This window comes from Pseudomonas sp. (assembly GCF_049300855.1).
GTDB lineage: Bacteria > Pseudomonadota > Gammaproteobacteria > Pseudomonadales > Pseudomonadaceae > Aquipseudomonas.
In genome coordinates, this window is record NZ_JBAQKH010000010.1 from 14,651 (window position 1) to 35,027 (window position 20,377).

Sequence of the window (20,377 nt, forward strand, 5' to 3'; positions counted from 1 at the left end):
GGCTTAGATCATTTCCTCGCCACCTTTGCCACCGAGTACGATTTCGCCGGCTTCGGCCATACGACGGGCAATGGTGAGGATTTCTTTCTGCGCGGTTTCGACGTCGCTGACGCGTACCGGGCCTTTGGCCTCGAGATCGTCGCGCAACAGTTCGGCGGCACGTTTGGACATGTTCTTGAAGATCTTTTCTTTGACGCCTTCGTCCGAACCCTTGAGGGCCAGTACCAGCACGTCGGAAGACACTTCGCGCAGCAACGCCTGAATACCTCGGTCGTCGACATCGGCGAGGTTGTTGAACACGAACATGAGGTCTTCGATCTGACCGGACAGGTCTTCGTCGACTTCGCGGATCGAGTCCATGAGCTGGCCTTCGATCGAGCTGTCGAGGAAGTTCATGATGTCCGCCGCACGCTTGATGCCACCCAGGGTGGTGCGCGAGGCATTCGAGTTGCCGGAGAACTGCTTCTCGAGAATCTGGTTGAGTTCTTTCAGTGCCGCTGGCTGCACGGTGTTCAACGACGAGACGCGCAGGATGATGTCCAGACGCACTTTGTGGTCGAAGTTGCCGAGTACTTCACCGGCCTGATCCGGATCGAGGTACGCCACCACGATCGCCTGGATCTGCGGGTGTTCGTAACGGATCACGTCGGCAACGGCGCGCGGCTCCATCCATTTCAGGCTGTCGAGGCCACTGGTGTTGCCACCGAGCAGGATGCGGTCGATCAGGCCGTTGGCCTTGTCTTCACCCAGGGCCTGGGTGAGCATTTTGCGCACGTAGTCGTCGGAACCGACGCCGAGGCTGGTCTGGTCGCCGACGATGTCGACGAATTCGCTCATGACCTGCTCGACCTGTTCGCGATGGACGTTGCCCATCTGCGCCATGGCCACGCCGACGCGCTGAACCTCTTTGGGGCCCATGTGGCGCAGCACTTGTGCGGCATCGGTCGAACCCAGGGACAGCAGCAGAATCGCGGCTTTGTCGACCTTGTTCAGTTTGACGGTTGCGGCTCGGTTATCACTCATCTGCGTTAATCCACTCTTTCACGACCTGAGCCACGCGACCCGGATCCTCGGCCACCAGACTCTTGATTGCATTCAGTTGCGCGTCATAACCCTCACTTGGGCTCGGCAACAGAATGCTCTGCGGACCACCGAGGCTCACGCGGTCGTTGGAAAGTTCGCCGTCCAGGCCGCCCATCCCGCCGAGTTCCACGTCGCTGCCCAGACCGGCCAGCTCCTTGCCTTTGCCGCCGCCGGTGATGTTGTTGAGCACCGGACGCAGCACACCAAACACCAGCACCAGGATGAACAACACACCCAGCACTTGTTTGACGATGTCCCAGAACCATGGCTGGGAGTAGAATGGAATATCGGCAATCACTTCACCGCGCTCGGCGGAGAACGGCATGTTGATCACGCTGACGCTGTCGCCACGGCTGGCGTCGAAACCGACGGCATCCTGGACCAGACGGGTGAAGCGCGCCAATTCGTCGGCGCTCCACGGCGCGCGGGTGGTTTCACCGTTGGCCGCGTTGACCTTGACCTGATCATCGACCACCACCGACACCGACAGACGATTCAGGCGACCCTGCTGCTGTTTGGTGTGGCTGATGGAACGGTCGAGTTCGAAGTTCTTGGTCGATTGTTGACGCTTGTCGGCCGGGTACGGCGCGAGCATCGGCTGGCCGGTGGCCGGGTCCATGATCTGCTGACCGTTGGCATCAACCAATGGCTGACCTGGCTGCACCATCGCGGCCGGCGCGGCGGCACCACCGGTGGTTTGCGGCGCCGAGGCTGGCGACGGCGGCTGGTTGCTCAGAGCACCCGGCACGCCTTGCGGGCCATTGCTGGCGGTGCGCTGTTCGTTGACCGACTGCTCGCTGCGCAACGCCGGTTGATCCGGGTTGAACTGCTCGGCAGTCGATTCGACGGCATTGAAGTCGATGTCGGCCGAGACTTCCGCCTTGTAGCGATCGTTGCCCAGTACCGGTTGCAGAATGTTGTGCACGCGCTGGGTGAGCATGCTTTCCATGCGGCGGCTGTAATCGAACTGCTTGCCGGCCATGGTCATTTCGGAGTTTTCCGCCTGATCAGAGAGCAAGGTGCCCTTCTGGTCGACGACGGTGATCTGCGATTTGCTCAGCTCGGGAACGGAAGTCGCCACCAGGTTGATGATCGCAATCACCTGACCCGGCTCCAGCGAACGACCAGAGTACAACTCAACCAAGACCGAAGCACTTGGCTTGCGTTCGTCACGGACGAACACCGAGCTTTTCGGAATCGCCAGGTGCACGCGGGCACCCTTGACGTTGTTCAGGCTGGAAATGGTCCGCGCCAGTTCACCTTCGAGGCCGCGACGATAACGGGTCGCTTCCATGAATTGGCTGGTGCCCAGACCCTGTTCCTTGTCGAGGATTTCGAAACCGATATTGCCGTCGCTGGGAGTGACACCAGCAGCGGCGAGTTTCATCCGCGCACGGGACAGGTCATCGGCCTTGACCAGCAAGGCGCCGGAGTTCGGTTCGACGTTGTAAGGGATGTCGGCGGCGGCCAGGGTGTCCATGACCTGCTTGGCGTCCATGCCGGCAAGGCTGCCGTACAACGGACGGTAATCCGGCTGCTGCGACCACAGCACCACGGCAAAGCCAATCGCCACGCTCGCAGCCAGGCCGACCAACAGGCCCACCTGACGCAGCATGGTCATCTCGGAGAGGTTTTCCAGGAAGGACAGGCCGAACAGCGGCGGTTTGCCGTCGATCGGGGTGGCCTTGGCCGGAACGTTATCGGCGACTGCTTCTGCCATGACTCAATCTCGTCCTTAAACCGGCATCTGCATGATGTCTTGATAAGCCTGGACCAGCTTGTTGCGCACCTGGGTCAGAGCCTGGAACGACACGCTGGCTTTTTGCGAAGCGATCATCACGTCCGTCAGATCGACGCCGCTCTTGCCCACTTCAAAGGCATTGGCCAACTGAGTCGACGCGGTCTGGGTATCGCTGACCTTGTTGATCGCCTGACCGAGCATGTCGGAAAAGCTGCTGCCTCCCAGCTCAGGGACAGCGGTCGTCGATTTCGGCGCAGACATGGCATCCAGCTTCATGGCCTTCATGTCTGTCATCAACCGATTAAATTCAATACCTTGGCTCATGGTCTACTCTCTTGGGCGGCCCGCAATTTTTTGACACTCACTCGGCGGGTACACAGGTATTAGCAACAAGGGTGCCAGCTCATGGGCAGCCCTTTCAGAAAAGCGTTTTCAACTGTTTGCGTCACGGCTCAGGTGGCGAACAGATAACCTTCGACGTCCATCCCGGCATCGCGCATTTGCGCGAGTTTGTAGCGCAGGGTGCGCGGGCTGATACCGAGCTTTTCCGCCGCTTCCTTGCGTCGGCCGCGCTCGGCGCGCAGGGTGTCGATGATCATCTGAAACTCCCGGCGGCGCAGGTCATCGCCCAGTGCACCGGCCGAATCCGCTTCGATTTCCACCTCGCGAATCACCATTGGCGCAGGCGCTGCGACTGGCAAAGCGGCGAACGTTACGGCACCGGCCAGACAGAAATCCTGCGGCTGGATCAAGCCGCCCTGCTGCAAAATCAGCGCGCGCTGAATTGCGTTGTCCAGTTCGCGTACGTTGCCCGGCCATGGGTAGGCGGTCAGGCACGCTTGCGCCTCGGGCGAAAGTTTCGCCGCCGCATGCTTCATTTTATTGACGTGTTTGGCCAACAACCTTTCGGCCAGCGGCAGGATATCGGCAGTGCGCTCGCGAAGTGGACGCCAGGCGAGCGGGAAAACCGACAAACGGTAAAAAAGGTCTTCACGGAAACGCCCCGCCGCCACTTCGCCGGCGAGATCGCGGTTAGTGGTGGCGACCACGCGAATATCCAGGGCAATCGGTTTACGTGCACCGACGCGCTCGACCTCGCGCTCTTGCAACACGCGCAGCAGCTTGGCTTGCAGGCCGAGGGGCATCTCGGAAATTTCGTCGAGCAGCAGGGTGCCGCCGTCGGCCTGTTCGAACTTGCCGGCCTGCGCAGCGATGGCGCCGGTAAAGGAACCCTTCTCGTGCCCGAACAACGTCGCTTCGAGCATGTTGTCCGGGATTGCCGCACAGTTGATCGCAATGAACGGTTGATTGGCGCGATGGGATTGCTGGTGAATGTAGCGCGCCAGCACTTCTTTACCGGTACCGGATTCACCGGAGATCAACACAGTGGAATCGCTACGCGCCACTCGTGCGGCCAATTCCAGCAATTGTGCGCTGGCCGGCTCGACGGCGATCGGCCCCTCGGCCTCGCCGACACTGAGACTGCCCAGCGCATGCCGAGCGACCAGATCCAGCAATGCCTTGGGCTCAAACGGCTTGACCAGATAGTCCGCCGCGCCCTGGCGCATCGCATCGACCGCGCGCTCGACGGCGCCATGAGCGGTCATCAGCAACACCGGCAATTGTGGCTGGCGGGCCCGCAACAGCGAAAGCAATTGATGGCCATCCATGCCGGGCATGTTGACGTCACTGACCACCAGACTGAACGCCTCACGCGCCACCGCCGTCAGCGCTTCCTCAGCGCAACCGACCGCCAGGTAATCGTGCCCGGCCAACAGCAACGTATCGGCCAGCGCCTCGCGCAACGAGCGGTCATCCTCGACCAGCAAAACCTTGATGCCCATGTCTTTCACTCAGCTCCCTGTACAGCGGAAAACAGCGGCAGGATCACCTGCGCGCAAGTGCCGCGCCCAACTCGCGAGCGCAGCAGCAATTCTCCCTGATGCGCCCGGGCCACAGCCTTGACCACGGTCAGGCCGAGGCCTGTACCGGTGACTTTGGTGGTAAAAAACGGCTCACCCAGACGCGCCAGAACGGCAGGTTCAATTCCGCTGCCACTGTCGCTGACGCTGATGCGCAATGCGTTATCGCGCGAATAGCAATGCACCTTCAGGCGCACATCACCGGCGCTGGCCTGAATGGCGTTTTCGATCAGGTTCAGCAGCGCGCCGACCAGGGTGTCGCGGTTGCACAGCAACTCGCCGGCATGGCTGTCGCACTGCCAGCGGATTGGCAGATCCTGCACATGCGTCAACGCTGCCGCTTGCAACGCCTGCATCAAGGCATTGGGCGTCAGGCGATCGGTCAGCGGCAATTCACCGCGAGCGAACACCAGCATGTCGCGCACCTGATGCTCGAGTTCATGCAGTCGCTCTTTGAGGCGACCGGCGAAACGCTGCTGAGTGGCGACCGGCAATTCCTGTTCAGTCAAATGACTGGCATAGAGCAAAGCGGCGGACAGCGGCGTGCGAATCTGATGGGCCAGCGAGGCGACCATGCGTCCCAGCGAAGACAAACGCTCGTGGCGCGCCAACTGATCCTGCAAATGACGGGTTTCTGTCAGGTCGTTGAGCAGCACCAATTGCCCCGGCTCGGCATCCAGCGAGCGGGTGGCGATCGACAGGCGTCGACCGTTTTTCAGGGAAATTTCATGACCATCGTCTTCACGCGGAGCAAAGCAGCGCGCAATCACCTGACGCCACAACTCGCCCTCAAGCGGCAGGCCGAGCAGTTCGATGGCGGCCGGATTGGCCTCGCGCACCCTGCCGTGACCGTCAATCACGATGACGCCACCGGGCAACAGATCAAGGAGGTTTTGCAGGCGGTTGGCCAAGCGCTCTTTTTCCGCCAGCTCTTGCATGCGCTGGGCGCTGACCACCGCCAGTTCACCCTTGAGCTCGGTCACCCGCGCTTCAAGCATGCTGTAGGAGTCAGTCAGTTGGCTGGACATCTGGCTGAACAGCTCGAAAGCCTGCTCAAGGCCCTGTCGGCTTGCCTGCTCTACGGAGGACGGCTGCCCCTCGGGACTGGAGGCAGAAGACATATGGGCTTGGGGCATTGTGCTTTCTCGCTTGGCTGACCGTCAGTTAAACGGAACGTTGCGAGGGATGTAGCAATACCCGTGCCTAAAAAAAACCTCTTATAAATGAAGCGGTTGAAAAACAGGCGTCAATCATCCGCCTGTTCATCACCGTCGCGGCGACTCATGCCGTACTTGCGCATCTTCTCGACCAGGGTGGTGCGACGGATACGCAGGCGTTCAGCCGCACGCGCAACGATGCCGTTGGCGTCGTCCAGCGCTTGCTGGATCAGGCCTTGCTCCAGACCACCGAGGTAGTCTTTCAGGTCCAGGCCTTCCGGCGGCAGCATGGCATTGGCGGTGAAGTCCGGGGTATGGCCGTTGATGGCCACGCGTTCTTCAAGATCGCTGCGCAGGCTGTCGACCATTTGCTCGTCTTCATCGTCGACGTAGCGGAATTTCTTCGGCAACTCGACCACGCCGATCACCCCGTAGGGGTGCATGATCGCCATGCGCTCGACGAGGTTCGCCAGCTCGCGGACGTTGCCCGGCCAGCCATGACGGCACAGCGACATGATCGCCGCCGAGTTGAAGCGGATCGAGCCGCGTTTTTCGTGCTCCATGCGCGAAATCAGTTCGTTCATCAGCAGCGGGATGTCTTCAACGCGCTCACGCAGTGGCGCCATCTCGATCGGGAACACGTTCAGGCGATAGTAGAGGTCTTCGCGGAAGGTGCCGATCTCGATCATGCTTTCGAGATTCTTGTGGGTCGCGGCAATGATGCGCACGTCGACGCTCTGGGTCTTGTTGCTGCCCACGCGTTCGAAGGTGCGCTCTTGCAGGACGCGCAGCAGCTTGACCTGCATCGGCAACGGCATGTCGCCGATTTCGTCGAGGAACAGGGTCCCGCCATTGGCCAGTTCGAAGCGACCGGCACGGCTGGTGATGGCACCGGTAAAGGCGCCCTTCTCATGGCCGAACAGTTCGCTTTCGAGCAGCTCTGCCGGGATCGCCCCGCAGTTGACGGGCACGAACGGCGCATCGCGGCGCTTGGAATGGTAATGCAGGTTACGTGCAACCACTTCCTTGCCGGTGCCGGACTCGCCGAGGATCAGCACACTGGCGTCGGTGTCGGCGACTTGCTGCATCATCTGGCGCACGTGCTGGATCGCCCGGCTGGTGCCGACGAGGCTGCGGAACAGATTGGGTTCGCGGTGACGACCGCGCTCGCGGGCCTGGTCGTACATCTCGCGATAGACCTGGGCACGGTGCAGGGAGTCGAGCAATTTGCTGTAGCTGGGCGGCATTTCCAGGGTCGAAAGCACGCGGCGACGCTGGTCTTCAGGCAAGTCAACGGAAGAATTATCGCCCATCAACAAAACCGGAAGGAACTCATCCCAGGTCGAGAGTGTCTTTAGCAAGCCCAAAAGCGCACCAGGAGCATTGACAGTCCCGATCAGTACGCAAATGACTTCACGACTAGACGACAAAGAGCCGACTGCCTGCTGCCAGTCATGGCTGCCGCAGGGTAAATTTTCTTCGCCGAGAAAATTTAGAATCACCGCCAGGTCGCGGCGGCGAACGCTATCGTCATCGATCAGCAGAATTTTGGTTTCACGCCACATGCAATAGCAACTTCCCTAGTCAACTCAATGCCCAAAATAAGGGGCAAGCGAGACGCTTGCAGGACACCATGTGCCTGTAGACGCCTGAAATCTGAAAACAGCCACTAGTTAAGTCAAAAAACCGTGCACAGTCAAATTTATGGCGCACATGTCTGGATTAACTGGGGGTTAATTAACCAAACAGATGGTAAACCTTTGCCGCCTTTTGCGCTTGGGTGATCTGCGACATCTCGTTGGCTATCGCCTGCCGCTCACCCATGGCCACCTCAAGAAGCTCTTTGTAGACGTGCAGCAGCTCCTCAAGGTTGTTGCGCAACGCGTCCTCATCCAGTGCAGCTTCAGCCATGACGTCTTCCATGCAGGAACGGCAAGCCAGATCCAGCTCGCCAATGGCTTCCCAATTGCGTTCGGCCAGGGCTGTGACCAAGGCTTCACGGGTATCGGCAATTCGCTGCAATACAAGACTCATGACGATCTCCTTAAAACTGGGGGCCTGGTGGAGCGATGCCGTCCCAACCTTCCTTTACGGTGCGCAGCAGGCCGGCCACTTCGTCGAGGATCTTCGGATCACTCCTGAGGTTGGCCTCGGCAAGCCGTTTCATCATGTAGATGTAGAGCTGGTTGAGCTCAGCCACCGAATCGGCGCTGTTTTCCAGATCCAGACCTTCACACAAGCCGCCAATGATGCCAACAGCTTTGCTGATAGCCGTGCACTTGGCAGCAATATCCTTGCGCTCAATGGCGCCCTTGGCCTCGGCGATACGCCCCAGACCACCTTCCATCAACATTTGCACCAGACGGTGCGGGCTCGCTTCGGACGTCTGTGCGTGCGCGCCGACTTTCTGGTATTGCCGAAGGGCTAACATCGGATTCATGTTCTACCTCATTGCCACATTGACTCGTATAACCAGTGTATCGCCAACGAATCAGAGAACTTTAGATCAAAAGACAAAAACCCGGCACACGCCGATAAAGCGTAGCCGGGTTTTTGTCGTGCCTGTCTGTTACTTCGCGGACTGCTGAGCGTTCAGCGAGCTGAAGAACGACGTGATGTTGCTCGCCGTCGCCTTCATCTGGCCTACCAGCAAGTCCATGGCGTTGTATTTTGCGGTCAGCGTCTTGGTCAGGTTGGCCACACGCAAGTCCAGCGCCAGTTGCTGGTCGGTCAGGCTCTTGGTGTTCTTGGTGAGAATCGCCATACGCTGATCAAGCAGACCAGTACCGGTAATATTACCCGCCGTTGGCTTGAGGTACGGGTCTACCGCTTTGCTCATGCGCGCCAACAGACCATTGGTGTCGTCGGTACCTGTGAACAACTGCTGAACCTGGCCAGTCATGCCTGGCTGCGCCATGGTCTTGCCGAAAGCGCTGGTATCGAAGGTCAGGTTACCGGTGTTGCGGTCGGTCATTACACCCAACTGCGACAGCACCGCCAACGGACCGCCAGCCCCCGTGTTGGTCAACTCGGCACGCACATCAGCAATCAGCGAGCGCGGCATCGCATCACCGGTGAATGCCGCTTGCACGGTCAGCTTGCCATCGGCATCCGGCGTCGCCTTGGACAGCGTATCAATGGTGGTCTTCAAGGTGTTGTAAGCGTCGACAAACGACTGAATCGATGTCTGCAAGCCTTTGGTGTTGGCGTCCACGGTGACAGCCGTAGGCTTGCTCGGCGGTGTGCCCTCGCTGACCGTCGTCAGATTCAGGGTCAAACCACTGATTGCGCCGGTCACCGTGTTGCTTTTGCTGGTGACCTCAAGGCCGTCGATGGTCAGCTTGGCGTTTTTCGCAACGCCGTTGACGGCGCCTGAAGCGCCTGCAGCCGGGCTAGCGCCCATCGGCTGGGTACCATCGATTTCCAGGCCAGCAATACCACTGACGGTAAGGTCAGAACCTTCTCCGGTCTTGCTCGAACTGATTACCAGGCGCGAAGCACCGGTGCTGTCGGTCACAATGTTGGCAGAAATACCGTTGGCGCCCTGAGCCTTGTTGATGGCGTCGCGAGTAGTCTGCAACGTGGCATTGGCCGGGATATCGACATTGTAATCAGTGCCATTCTGACTGATTTTCAGGGTACCACTCGGAATGGCACTGGCGGCGCCGCCGGCAAAAGAGGCGCTGGCGATTTTCGAGCCCGTGGCCAATTGACTGACGACAACATTGTAATTGCCCGCAACAGCGGTGCTGTCGGAAGTAGCGGTCAGGTTGGTGTTGCTGGAAGTCGCGGTGAAGCCGGCAAATGCAGGATTGGTCTTGCTGCTCAGATTGGTCATTGCCGTCTGGAACGCGGTCAACGCGCTCTTCAGCGAACCGATACCGGAAATCTTCAGCGTGTTGGCTTTGGTCGCGGTATCGATCTGCGTCTGCTTTGGCGCCTTGTCGGCGTTGACCAGCGCGGTGACGATCGCACCGATGTCCAGGCCGGAACCCAGTCCGGAACCCGGTAGAATTGGACTTGCCATGTGCATCTCCCTTCAGATTGTTGCCATTCTTTTGACCGTTACACGCGTCCTGAGAATGGACAAACATTATTCATGCCAGCTATCAGACTTTCGCGTCGAACAATACGTGACTCGCATTGGCCAGACTGTCTGCCAGCTTGAGGGCTTCGGCGGAGGGAATCTGTCGAACGACTTCACCCGTCTCGCTCGCGATCACCTTGACGATGACCTTCCCGGAATGCTCGTCGATCGAGAACTCCAGATTGCGCTTGATCGATTGGACAAACTTCTCGATCTCCTGCACCGCCAGTTTCAACTTGGCGTCGTCCGTAACCTGACTCTTGGCAGCGACCGGCGCTTCAGTCTTGGCAACTTTCGGCGTTTCTGACGGTTTGTCAGCAACCGGCGTGACTGGCTTGGGAGCCGGATAAGACTGGTTAAGCTTGACGCTCATGTCCATGCTCATCACCTCCTAACGTAAAAAGGCGAGAGAGCGCGACCAGCGCACCCTCCCGCCCAAACTTGTTCCGAAATTACTGAAGCAGCTTCAGTACAGCGGAAGGCAGTTGGTTGGCTTGAGCCAGAACGGAGGTCGAAGCCTGCTGCAGAGTTTGCTGCTTGGTCAAGTTAGCAGTTTCTGCGGCGAAGTCGGTGTCTTGTACACGACCCTGTGCAGCGGTGGTGTTCTCAACGATGTTCTGCAGGTTGGCGATGGTGCTGGTCAGACGGTTTTGCGAAGCACCCAGGCTGGCACGGGTATCACCGATCGCAGCGATAGCAGCGTCGATTGCAGTGATAGCGTTGTCGATGTTGCTACCAGCGGTAGCAGCGTCAGTACCGGTCAGAGCCAGGGTAGCTTTGTCCACGGACAGGTTGACGGCGTCGAACTTGGAGCTCAGTACCAGGTCGATGTGGTTAGCAGTACCGGTGTTTGCGCCAACTTGCAGAGTCACAGTACCAGCCGAACCGTCCAGCAGGTTTTTGCCGTTCAGGTTGGTGGAAGCTGCGATACGGGTGATTTCGTCCGACATGTCGGCGAATTCTTTGTTGGTCGCTTTCTGGTCAGCAGTGCCGTTGGTGCCGGTACGTGCTTTAACAGCCAGTTCACGCATACGCTGCAGGATGTCGGTAGTAGCTTGCAGAGCGCCTTCAGCAGTCTGAGCAACGGAGATACCGTCGTTGGCGTTCTGGATAGCCTGGTTGCCACCGCGGATTTGCGATTGCATACGAGTGGAGATCTGCAGGCCAGCGGCGTCGTCTTTAGCGCTGTTGATTTTCAGGCCGGAAGACAGGCGCTGCATCGAAGTCGACAGAGCGTCGGAAGCGCGGTTCAGGTTTTTCTGAACGTTCAACGATGTGGTGTTGGTGTTTACTGTTAAAGCCATGACGAATTCCTCGTTGGTTGGGTACTGCGGCTTCCGGCCCTGGCAACCGCCGGGTATGGCCTAGAGAACCTTCGTAATAGTTATCGTCGGGTTTGCAGGTTGCTTGAGGGCTTTTTGAAAAAAATTTGCCATCACCCTGCCACCCCCGCGAAAACAAAGACTTAGCCCCACACCCACTTCGAAAAAATGACGTCATAAAACCGACTGCCGCGCAAAGCTGCGGGCCAGTGCTGTCGCCAGGATCAGGCCGGTACGCTTTGCAGCAGCTCGATCAACTCGTACTCCATGAAGTCGGCCAGTCCCAACCAGTCCTGGCGTTCCTGGCAATCGAGCATTTGCGAGAGCACCTGAGCCCACAGCTGCTGAGCATCAACGGGGGCGGACAGCAGTAATTGCTGCGCTCCCTCGAAGACATCGACCATGATCAACGCAGCCTCGACATCACGCCCCAGTCGAAACAGACCTGCACATTGACGGCATTCACCGATGCACGTTTCCATCGCCGTCATTGCACAAACTCCTGATTGAATTGCGTTCCGGCGATCAGCGCGCCCGCCCTGCTGCTGTTGAAAAACTGCACGTGCGGGTGCGCAGCGATAAAGCGCTCAAGCACGCATAAATAGCCACGGAAGTTCAGTTGCGTGCTGACCCGCTGACCATTGCCGTCGCGCACCCAGTGCCGCGCCTGACTCACCCCCGGCCCGAGTTCGCCGTCACCCCAACCCGCATGGGTCTTGTTCATCGGGAAAGCGAAGTCAGCACCAAACAAGGTGATGCGGTTCGTGCCCAGTTTGACCGCCAGATCCACCGCCGGGTGAATCACGCTGCCCCCCACATGCAACTCCCCGCGCGGATATTCTTCACGCAATTGCGCATACACCGGACTGGCCGAGTAGCCACCGTAGCGCTTGCCCTTCCAGGCGCGAAGGACTTCGGGGTCGCTCATGGGCAAATACACCAGCGGGATATCGTCGGATGCGTCGAACGGCAGATGCCGAAAGCTGATGCGTTGATCAATGGTGACCACCAGATCCGGAACGATCCCCTGCTCAAGCAACGGCCGGTAAGCCGTGTCGACGCAGATGAACAGTGGCCGAACTGTTTGTCGGCGCACCGCCACCAGACGCTCAAAATGACCTTCCAGGGTCGGCCCGGTGCCGATCACATAGATTTCCCGGTCAGTGCACGTACCAAACAGTTGCGCCACATCGTCATCACCGAGCAGCACCGGCAAACAGTCCTGCAAACGCTGTTGAATGAACGGCGACTGCGCATCGAATTCACGATTGTTGAAACTCAGATGAACTTCGTTGACCAGCCGATCGCGGATCTTCGCGTTGAAGTCATCGGCCAGCAACATTTCGGCAGGCAGCGCAAAAAACGGCGAGCAAATGTCCGAGAGGTCACCGGCGTAGAACAACTCGACGCGCGGATCTTCCAGCCACTGGCGCTGATCGAGCAGTTGCAGCACTAGCGCGAACAACGCGCCGTTGAGGATGTGCACGTACAACCGTTGCAGTCCTTCGCGCTCGAGCAGCACAGCAGGCAAATCCCCGAGAGCGGTGCCATAGACATGCAATTGCGGCTTGTCGGGCAGGCTCGCCGCCTGAGTCTGCGCTTCATGGCGGCGATCGTGACGACTGGTGAGCTGGATGCCGTTGACGCTCAGCGTCGAGCCAAGTCCTTCAACCAGTTGCGCCGCAACGGCCGCGCTGTCTTCAGCCATCAGCCGCTCGAACAGCGCCGGCCAGCGCCGTTGCAACACCTCGGCATTGGCTTGAAAAAACTCGCTCATGGCGCCTCGCGCTCCCGTTCAGGCAAAAAAATAGCGCTCAAGGTTAACCTTGAACGCTATTTTTGTATTCGCCGTTTTTGCTCAGACTCAAGGACGATAAATAATCGCCGAGCCCCACGACAGACCGACACCAAAACCGCTCAGGGCAATACGCTGCCAGTCGGAATCGATCACATGTTTTTCCAGCAGCAACGGAATGCTCGAGGACACCGTGTTACCGGTCTCGACCATGTCCTTGATGAACTTCTCCGGCTCGCCTTCGAAACGTCGCGCCACGGCATCGACAATTGCCGCGCTGCCCTGGTGAATGCAGAACGCATCAATGTCGTCAGCCTTGAGGCCCGAATCATCGAGCAGCTCATGCAGGTGCGCCGGCACTTTCAGCAATGCAAAGTTGAACACCTGACGACCGTTCATGAAGAACACGCCATCGGTGACTTTCAAGTGCGGTGCACCGGAACCGTCAGTGCCGAACTTGGCCTTGCCCAGCGCCCAGGTCGGCTCTTCGCCCATCCACGTTGCGGTAGCGGCATCGCCAAACAGCATGGTGGTGTTGCGGTCTTCCGGGTCGACGATTTTCGAATACGGGTCAGCGGTGATCAGCAGGCCGTTCTTCAGGCCGGCGGCTTCCATGAAGCCCTTGATCGCATAGATGCCGTAGACATAACCGGAGCAGCCCAGTGAAATGTCGAACGCCGCCACGTTGGTCGGCAGACCGAGTTTGTCCTGCACGATCGCGGCGGTGTGCGGCAGGCCTTCTTCGTCACCGTTCTGGGTGACGACGATCAGCGCGTCAATCGATTCACGCTTCAGGTCCGGGTTACTGGCAAACAGCGCATTGGCCGCTTCCACGCACAGATCGGAGGTTTCCTGTTCAGCGTCTTTGCGTGGCAGGAATGCCGAGCCGATCTTGCCGAGGATGAACTCTTCATCCTTCTCGAATTTTGCACCTTGTGCGTAATTGTCCACGCCGGCTACAGGAACGTAGCTCGCAATGCTTTTTATGCCAATCATTACGGCTTCCCAATAAAAAACAGCCCAAGACCACCGCTCGCAAGGATTTCGAGGGGCGCCGACAAACAGAAAACGGCCGCCACAACGGGCAGCCACGGGGAGCGCAAAGGGCTATCACTGGAATCGAAAACGAGCCAGGCGCCATCTCCCCGATCAATACAATACAGTGAAGATGCGCGTTATGACTCACAGGTCACGCTATTTTGCCGAATCGGTGCAGATCGGTTTATTCGACCAACGACCAGTCCAGCGGCGTGCCGCGCTTGATCGGCGCGCGGGCGCGGCGGCCGAGAACCGCGTCAGTGTGCTTGGGCGGCAGACCGAGGCCGGGGCGAATGGCGCGCAGATTGTCCCCGGTAAAGGTGTCACCGGCGGCCATGTCGGCGGTGACGTACAGCGAACGGCGATAGACCAGCGACTTGCGTTCGGCCTCTGTGACGCCGTAATGCACCTGGCCCATGGCTTGCCAGGCGCGTTCGGTTTCCACCACCAGGCTGGCCATTTCCGCCGGTTCCAGGGAAAAACTGGCATCCACCCCGCCCGCTGAACGGTCGAGGGTGAAGTGCTTTTCCACCACCGTCGCACCGAGCGCCACGGCGGCCACCGACACGCCAACGCCCATCGAGTGATCCGACAAACCCACTTCGCAGCCGAACAATTCGCGCAGATGGGGGATGGTTCTCACGTTGCTGTTGAGCGGCGTGGCCGGATAGGTGCTGGTGCACTTGAGCAGCACCAGATCCTTGCAACCGGCTTCGCGCGCGGCGCGCACGGCTTCATCCAGCTCGGCAATGCTGGCCATGCCGGTGGAAATGATCAGCGGTTTGCCAGTCGCCGCCACACGGCGGATCAACGGCAAATCGGTGTTTTCGAAACTGGCGATCTTGTAGGCCGGCACGTCGAGACTTTCGAGAAAGTCCACCGCGCTGTCATCGAACGGCGTCGAGAACGCGAGCATCCCCAGTTCCTTGGCACGAGCAAAAATCGGCGCATGCCATTCCCAAGGTGTATGAGCTTTTTCATACAGATCGTAGAGCGAAGTACCGGCCCACAGACTGCCCGGATCCTTGATGAAGAACTCGCCCTCAGCCAGGTCCAGCGTCATGGTTTGCGCGGTGTAGGTTTGCAGCTTCAGCGCATGCGCCCCAGCCTTGGCCGCTGCCTCGACAATTTGCAGGGCAAGGTCCAGCGACTGGTTATGGTTGCCGCTCATCTCGGCGATGATGAAGGGCGGCGCGTCGGCGCCGATCGAGCGGTTGCCGATTTTGAAACTAGTCATGCGGGTGATCCTTCAAAACACGGGTGAACGCACAGGCACTCTGGGTGAACCCGGCGTCACGAAACACATTCAACGAGGGACGGTTGTCCGGCAATACCTGAGCGGTGATGACCGTCAGTTGCGGCCAGTGCGCGGCAACAAATGCCTCGCCACGGGCCAATAGCGCCCTGCCCCACCCCAGACCCATCCGCCGTTCAAGCAAGTAAATCGAGACTTCGGCTTCAAAACCGCGCAGGTCATACCGCACAACGCCGACCGCGCCGTCGTCCGCCTCGGCGATCAGCAGCAGGCGCTGTGGATTGCGCAAACTTGCCGTCAGCCGGTTCAGGTGCTGCGGCCAGTCGATCACGCCGCTGTCCAGCGACCAGCGCCGTACCGTTTCGGCATTGCGCCCATCGAACAGCAACTGCGCATCGTCCAGGGTCGCCGCACGCACCTTCAGCACCGCACCGGCCAGTGCCGCCGCGACACGCTCTGCCCCGCGCCCGTCGACCAGTTGTCGCGAGCGCTCGGCCAGGCTATGGCGCAGATAATGATTACCGATGACAAAGCCGATGGCATCGCGCAACTGCTCGACACTGACCTGCTCGCGAGCGCCCATGAACACATGTGCGCCCGCCGCCGCCATCACCTCGCCGTTGCGCTGCTGGTTGTTGGACACGGCAATACAGATCGTCGGCAACCCCATCGCCGCCCGCTCCCAGCTGGTGCCGCCGCCGGCACCGATAAACAGATCAGCCTCGCTCATGCGCTGGAAGAAGTCGCTGACAAAACTGTGCAGGCGCCAGTTCGGCCGCGTCTCGGCCAAGGCCTGCATCTGCGCCCATGCCGGATTGTCGGCACCGGCGACAAAGTCCACTTGCAGCTCGCTGTAATCGGCCAGGGCGAGCATCGCGTGGTGGGTTTGCTGCGCGGCATCGAAGCCGCCGAAGTTGACCAATACCCGTCGGGCCCGGTCTCTGATCTCGATGGCCGGGCAGCGGAATTCTTCACGCAACATGGCATAGCGTGGGCCGAGCAAGGTGCGGCAACCTTCTGGCAACAGCGCTTGATAATTCTCGTACAGGCCCGAGAGGTTCTGATTGAGCAACAGATCGACGCTGTAGCGCCGCGTGGCAAGATCATCCACTGCCGCAATCCGTGGCGCCCACTGTCGAGCAGCCGTCTGCCATTGGTGATCGAGGCCGTAGTGGTCGACGATGATCCAGTCAAATTCGGCCTGACCTTCAAGCTGCGATCCCAGCGCATCAATGTCGGCCTGCCACGGCAGCATCGATTCGATGGCTTGCAGTGGATCTTCATTGGCGTAGTGATCAGGCAGCGCAAAGGTTTCGAAGCCTTCGGCATCCAGCGCATCAAGGCGATGCCCCGGCAAGCACCGGCAGGCAAACGCGACGTGGCTGCCCTGCGCGCGCAACACGCGCGCCAGCGTCAGGCAGCGGGCAATGTGGCCGCTGCCGATGGTGGGCGAGGCGTCGGCACGAATCAAAACTCTCATTGCAGCTCTCCACCGGCCTTGAGCGCGGCGTAAAGGTATTCGGCGCGCTTCCAGTCTTCAAGGGTGTCGATGTCCTGCACCAGATGCCGGGGCAGAATCACCGGCAGGCTGGCTGGCGAATAGAGCACCTCGCCGCGCAACCATGCCTCACTGCGCCCCCAGTAAAACTGACCGGCGTCCTGAAATGCTTCGGGCAAATCCTGCGAACGAGTATTGCGAAACTCGGGATACAAGGCGGTCAACGCACCCTGCCCGTCCAGCGTCAGCGCACGCTGTACAGGGAAACCGAAACTGCACACGGAGAACGCGAAAGACTTGTCGAGGTGCTGCTCCAGCAACTCGATGCCCTGGCGCAGATAGCGTGCCTGCAACAGCGGCGCCGTGGCGTATACGCAACAGGCGTAATCGAACGCCGGCAACTGCTGCAAGGCATGTACGATCACTGCCGCCGTGCCAGTGAAATCGTCGGCCAGGTCTGCCGGGCGCAAAAATGGCACCTGCGCACCATGGGCTCGCGCCACATCGGCGATCTCCGCGTCGTCAGTGCTGACCACAACCTGATCGAACAAACTTGATTCGAGCGCGGTGCGGATCGAACGGACAATCATCGGCACGCCGTCGAATGGCAAGAGATTCTTGCGCGGGAGGCGTTTGCTGCCCCCACGGGCCGGGATGATTGCGACGTTGCTCAAGGACGTTTTTCCAACAGGAACCAAGTGATGTCGTCCGCCGGGAATTGCGGATCGCGGTGATAAACGAAACCGTAATCCAGCAGGCGCAGATCGGCATAGCGATCGAGCATCTCACCGGCAAAATCGCGCTTGAACAGTTTGCCGCTGTTACCACGATAGGACACTTCTACCGGTGCCGGATTGTAATACTCGGCGATCAGGATGTAGCGCTGGCTCAACGCGTACAACTGCGCATAAGCGGTCGGCAACAGCTCCGGGGCCAAGTGAATCAGCACGCCTTTACTCAGGGTCAGGTCGTAGCGGCGCTCGCGCGGGAAATCGAACAGCGAGCCATGCCAGATTTGCGCAATGTCCAACGCTCGTGCCTGAGCACAGGCGCTGTCGTTGATCTCGACGCCGAACAGCTCGCAACGGGGCAGCAGTTGATGCAACGCCTGCAAATTGTTGCCGGCGTTAGTGCCCAGTTCTACCAGGCTCTCGATACCTGCGGCACGGCTCAGGGCTTTGGCAAACAGCGCCAGATTCGTCGCCACCAGCGGTTGCCCAACATTGCGTTCGACGTACTGGTTACCGAAGTCGCCCTGCCAGAACTTTTCCTGCTCACTCAAATGACGCATTGCAGATACTCATCCTTTGCCTCAGCGGCAATTATTCGGTCAGCCGACGCAATTGCTCGACTACATAATCCTGCTGCTGATCACTCAGCAATGGGTACAGCGGCAAGCTGATTGCTTCGGCGTAATAACGTTCGGCCTCGGGAAAATCGCCCTCGGCAAAACCCAGATCACGGTAGTAGGGCTGCAAGTGCACAGGAATATAGTGCAGGTTTACGCCGATCCCGGCGGCACGCAAGCCTTCGAACACCTGACGGTGACTGAGGCTGATGCGATCGGTCTGCAAGCGAATCACATACAGATGCCACGCTGATTGCGCTTCTGGCTGAGGGCTGGGCAACGTCACCGGCAGATACGCCAGCAAGCGATCGTATCGCGCCGCCAGTTCACGACGCCGGGCGATGAAGTCGTCGAGCTTGCCCAGTTGTGACCAACCCAGCGCAGCCTGCAGATCGGTGATCCGGTAGTTGAGCCCCAGCTCGATCTGTTGGTAGTACCACGGGCCATGACTGGCCTCGGTCATTTGCTGCGGATCACGGGTCATGCCGTGGCTGCGCAAACGTTGTAGGCGCTCGGCCAGTTGCGGGCGGTTGGTCAACACCATGCCGCCCTCGGCGCTGGTGATGATTTTTACCGGGTGAAAACTGAACACCGTCATCGCCGCAAATTCGCCGCAACCGACCGGGCGTCCGGCATAGGACGCACCGACCGCGTGAGACGCATCTTCGATCACGGTGAAGTTGTAGCGCTCAGCCAGTTCGGCAATCTTGCGCATGTCGCAGCTCTGCCCGGAGAACGCCACCGCCACCAGCACTTTCGGCAAAGTACCGTCCTGCTCGGCCTGATCGAGTTTCGCTGCGAGGGCGAAGGCATCGAGGTTCCAGGTCAGCGGATCGATGTCGACGAAATCGACGTCGGCCCCGCAATAACGTCCACAGTTGGCCGAGGCGAGAAAGGTATTGGGCGTCGTCCACAAACGATCACCCGGCCCCAGGCCTGCGGCCAGACAGGCAATGTGCAGCGCCGCCGTGGCGTTGCACACCGCAATGGCGAAGTCAGCCTGGCAACGCTCGGCCATTGCCTGCTCGAAACGCTCGATGCCCGGCCCTTGGGTCAGCCAGTCCGACTGCAGCACTTCGACGACGGCATCGATGTCTGCCTGATCGAGGCTTTGCCGACCGTAGGGAATCATACCGAGAGCTTCGCGTGCAGATCAGCGATCTGTCCGACCGAGAGAAAATGCGGGTTGGTGTCGGAGCGATACTCGAAATCTTCGCGCACGACACGCCCCTGCTCACCCAGTTTGTCGACGGCAAAATCGACATCGACATTGGTGAAGCGAATCGACGGCTGGATGGTGTAGTGGTCTTCGAACTCCAGCGTCATCCGCGCATCGTCCAGCGGCACCATCAGCTCATGCAGTTTTTCGCCCGGACGAATCCCGACGTTTTTATGCGGCAGATGCTCGGCCATGCCCAGAGCCAGATCGACGATGCGAATCGACGGAATTTTCGGCACGAATACTTCGCCACCGTGCATCCGCGCAAAGCTGTCGAGAACGAACTGCACGCCGTGATCCAGAGTGATCCAGAACCGCGTCATGCGCTCGTCAGTGATTGGCAACTCCTGCGCACCGTCAGCGATCAACTGGCTGAAGAACGGCACCACGGAACCGCGCGAACCGGCCACGTTGCCGTAGCGCACCACGGCAAAACGGGTTTCCTGCTCGCCGGCAATGTTGTTGGCGGCGACGAACAATTTGTCCGAAAGCAACTTGGTCGCGCCATACAGGTTGATCGGGCTGGCGGCTTTGTCGGTGGACAGCGCCACGACCTTTTTCACGCCGTTGTCGATGGCGGCGGCGATGATGTTCTCCGCGCCATTGACGTTGGTGCGAATGCATTCGGTCGGGTTGTATTCCGCCGCCGGCACTTGCTTCAGCGCGGCGGCATGCACGACGTAGTCGATGCCGCGCATGGCCTGACGCAGACGATCGGCATCGCGCACGTCACCGATGAAGTAGCGCATGCACGGCGCGTTGAACGTCTGCTGCATCTCATACTGCTTCAGCTCGTCACGGGAAAACACCACCACGCGCTTGGGCTGGTATTGCTCAAGCAGTCGGGCGATGAATTTGCGACCGAACGAACCGGTGCCGCCGGAGATGAAAATCGATTTACCGTTGAACATA

The 20,377-nt window shown here is 59.5% G+C and carries 20 protein-coding genes; all 20 read right to left on the bottom strand.

All coding sequences use genetic code 11. The annotated features are described in order from the left end of the window. Positions 1–3 precede the first annotated feature (3 nt). Positions 4–1,023 (bottom strand): flagellar motor switch protein FliG, encoded by a 1,020-nt coding sequence (gene fliG / locus WA225_RS02955; protein WP_007920042.1) that lies wholly within the window; start codon positions 1,021–1,023, stop codon positions 4–6. Further along, the gene (gene fliF / locus WA225_RS02960; RefSeq protein WP_108226847.1) at positions 1,016–2,803 is read right to left on the bottom strand and encodes a flagellar basal-body MS-ring/collar protein FliF; all 1,788 of its coding nucleotides are present in this window, start codon (positions 2,801–2,803) and stop codon (positions 1,016–1,018) included. The genes fliG and fliF overlap by 8 nt, the downstream gene beginning before the upstream one ends. A 15-nt stretch (positions 2,804–2,818) precedes the next feature. After that, positions 2,819–3,148 carry a flagellar hook-basal body complex protein FliE gene (fliE, locus tag WA225_RS02965; RefSeq protein ID WP_007920044.1) on the bottom strand — a complete coding sequence of 110 codons (330 nt, stop codon included), beginning with the start codon at positions 3,146–3,148 and terminating at the stop codon, positions 2,819–2,821. A 128-nt stretch (positions 3,149–3,276) separates the two neighbouring features. Further along, positions 3,277–4,668 carry a sigma-54-dependent transcriptional regulator gene (locus WA225_RS02970; protein WP_422606807.1) on the bottom strand — a complete coding sequence of 464 codons (1,392 nt, stop codon included), beginning with the start codon at positions 4,666–4,668 and terminating at the stop codon, positions 3,277–3,279. A gap of 5 nt (positions 4,669–4,673) precedes the next feature. Further along, the gene (locus WA225_RS02975) at positions 4,674–5,882 is read right to left on the bottom strand and encodes a sensor histidine kinase (protein ID WP_422606808.1); all 1,209 of its coding nucleotides are present in this window, start codon (positions 5,880–5,882) and stop codon (positions 4,674–4,676) included. Between the two features lie 110 nt (positions 5,883–5,992). Next, positions 5,993–7,468, bottom strand: a complete 1,476-nt coding sequence (locus WA225_RS02980; RefSeq protein WP_016984300.1) for a sigma-54 dependent transcriptional regulator — start codon at positions 7,466–7,468, stop codon at positions 5,993–5,995. 172 nt (positions 7,469–7,640) lie between these two features. Beyond that, entirely contained in the window at positions 7,641–7,937 is a 297-nt protein-coding gene (locus tag WA225_RS02985; RefSeq protein WP_007920054.1) for a hypothetical protein, read from the bottom strand. A gap of 10 nt (positions 7,938–7,947) precedes the next feature. Then, positions 7,948–8,343 (bottom strand): flagellar export chaperone FliS, encoded by a 396-nt coding sequence (gene fliS / locus WA225_RS02990; protein ID WP_422606809.1) that lies wholly within the window; start codon positions 8,341–8,343, stop codon positions 7,948–7,950. Between the two features lie 129 nt (positions 8,344–8,472). Continuing rightward, on the bottom strand, positions 8,473–9,930 hold the full coding sequence (gene fliD / locus WA225_RS02995; RefSeq protein ID WP_422606810.1) for a flagellar filament capping protein FliD: 1,458 nt from the start codon (positions 9,928–9,930) through the stop codon (positions 8,473–8,475). 82 nt (positions 9,931–10,012) lie between these two features. Then, a complete protein-coding gene (locus tag WA225_RS03000) occupies positions 10,013–10,369 on the bottom strand; it encodes a flagellar protein FlaG (RefSeq protein WP_064390852.1) in 357 nt (118 codons plus the stop codon). Positions 10,370–10,442: 73 nt separating this feature from the next. Beyond that, the gene (locus tag WA225_RS03005; protein WP_422606811.1) at positions 10,443–11,294 is read right to left on the bottom strand and encodes a flagellin domain-containing protein; all 852 of its coding nucleotides are present in this window, start codon (positions 11,292–11,294) and stop codon (positions 10,443–10,445) included. Between the two features lie 242 nt (positions 11,295–11,536). Further along, entirely contained in the window at positions 11,537–11,803 is a 267-nt protein-coding gene (locus WA225_RS03010; protein WP_422606812.1) for a hypothetical protein, read from the bottom strand. After that, positions 11,800–13,089, bottom strand: a complete 1,290-nt coding sequence (locus tag WA225_RS03015) for a motility associated factor glycosyltransferase family protein (protein ID WP_422606813.1) — start codon at positions 13,087–13,089, stop codon at positions 11,800–11,802. Before WA225_RS03015 ends, WA225_RS03010 begins: the two co-directional genes overlap by 4 nt. Positions 13,090–13,176: 87 nt before the next feature. Next, positions 13,177–14,103, bottom strand: coding sequence for a ketoacyl-ACP synthase III (locus WA225_RS03020; RefSeq protein WP_034153282.1), 927 nt, complete (start codon positions 14,101–14,103; stop codon positions 13,177–13,179). 226 nt (positions 14,104–14,329) lie between these two features. Continuing rightward, positions 14,330–15,382, bottom strand: coding sequence for a pseudaminic acid synthase (gene pseI, locus WA225_RS03025; RefSeq protein WP_422606814.1), 1,053 nt, complete (start codon positions 15,380–15,382; stop codon positions 14,330–14,332). Continuing rightward, the gene (pseG, locus tag WA225_RS03030; protein WP_422606815.1) at positions 15,375–16,880 is read right to left on the bottom strand and encodes a UDP-2,4-diacetamido-2,4,6-trideoxy-beta-L-altropyranose hydrolase; all 1,506 of its coding nucleotides are present in this window, start codon (positions 16,878–16,880) and stop codon (positions 15,375–15,377) included. Before pseG ends, pseI begins: the two co-directional genes overlap by 8 nt. Then, positions 16,877–17,572 (bottom strand): pseudaminic acid cytidylyltransferase, encoded by a 696-nt coding sequence (pseF, locus tag WA225_RS03035; RefSeq protein ID WP_422606816.1) that lies wholly within the window; start codon positions 17,570–17,572, stop codon positions 16,877–16,879. The genes pseG and pseF overlap by 4 nt, the downstream gene beginning before the upstream one ends. Beyond that, the gene (locus tag WA225_RS03040) at positions 17,569–18,189 is read right to left on the bottom strand and encodes a pseudaminic acid biosynthesis-associated methylase (RefSeq protein ID WP_422606817.1); all 621 of its coding nucleotides are present in this window, start codon (positions 18,187–18,189) and stop codon (positions 17,569–17,571) included. Before WA225_RS03040 ends, pseF begins: the two co-directional genes overlap by 4 nt. A 31-nt stretch (positions 18,190–18,220) precedes the next feature. Beyond that, positions 18,221–19,378, bottom strand: coding sequence for a UDP-4-amino-4,6-dideoxy-N-acetyl-beta-L-altrosamine transaminase (pseC, locus tag WA225_RS03045; protein ID WP_422606818.1), 1,158 nt, complete (start codon positions 19,376–19,378; stop codon positions 18,221–18,223). Next, positions 19,375–20,376, bottom strand: a complete 1,002-nt coding sequence (gene pseB / locus WA225_RS03050) for a UDP-N-acetylglucosamine 4,6-dehydratase (inverting) (protein WP_422606819.1) — start codon at positions 20,374–20,376, stop codon at positions 19,375–19,377. The genes pseC and pseB overlap by 4 nt, the downstream gene beginning before the upstream one ends. Position 20,377 lies beyond the last annotated feature (1 nt).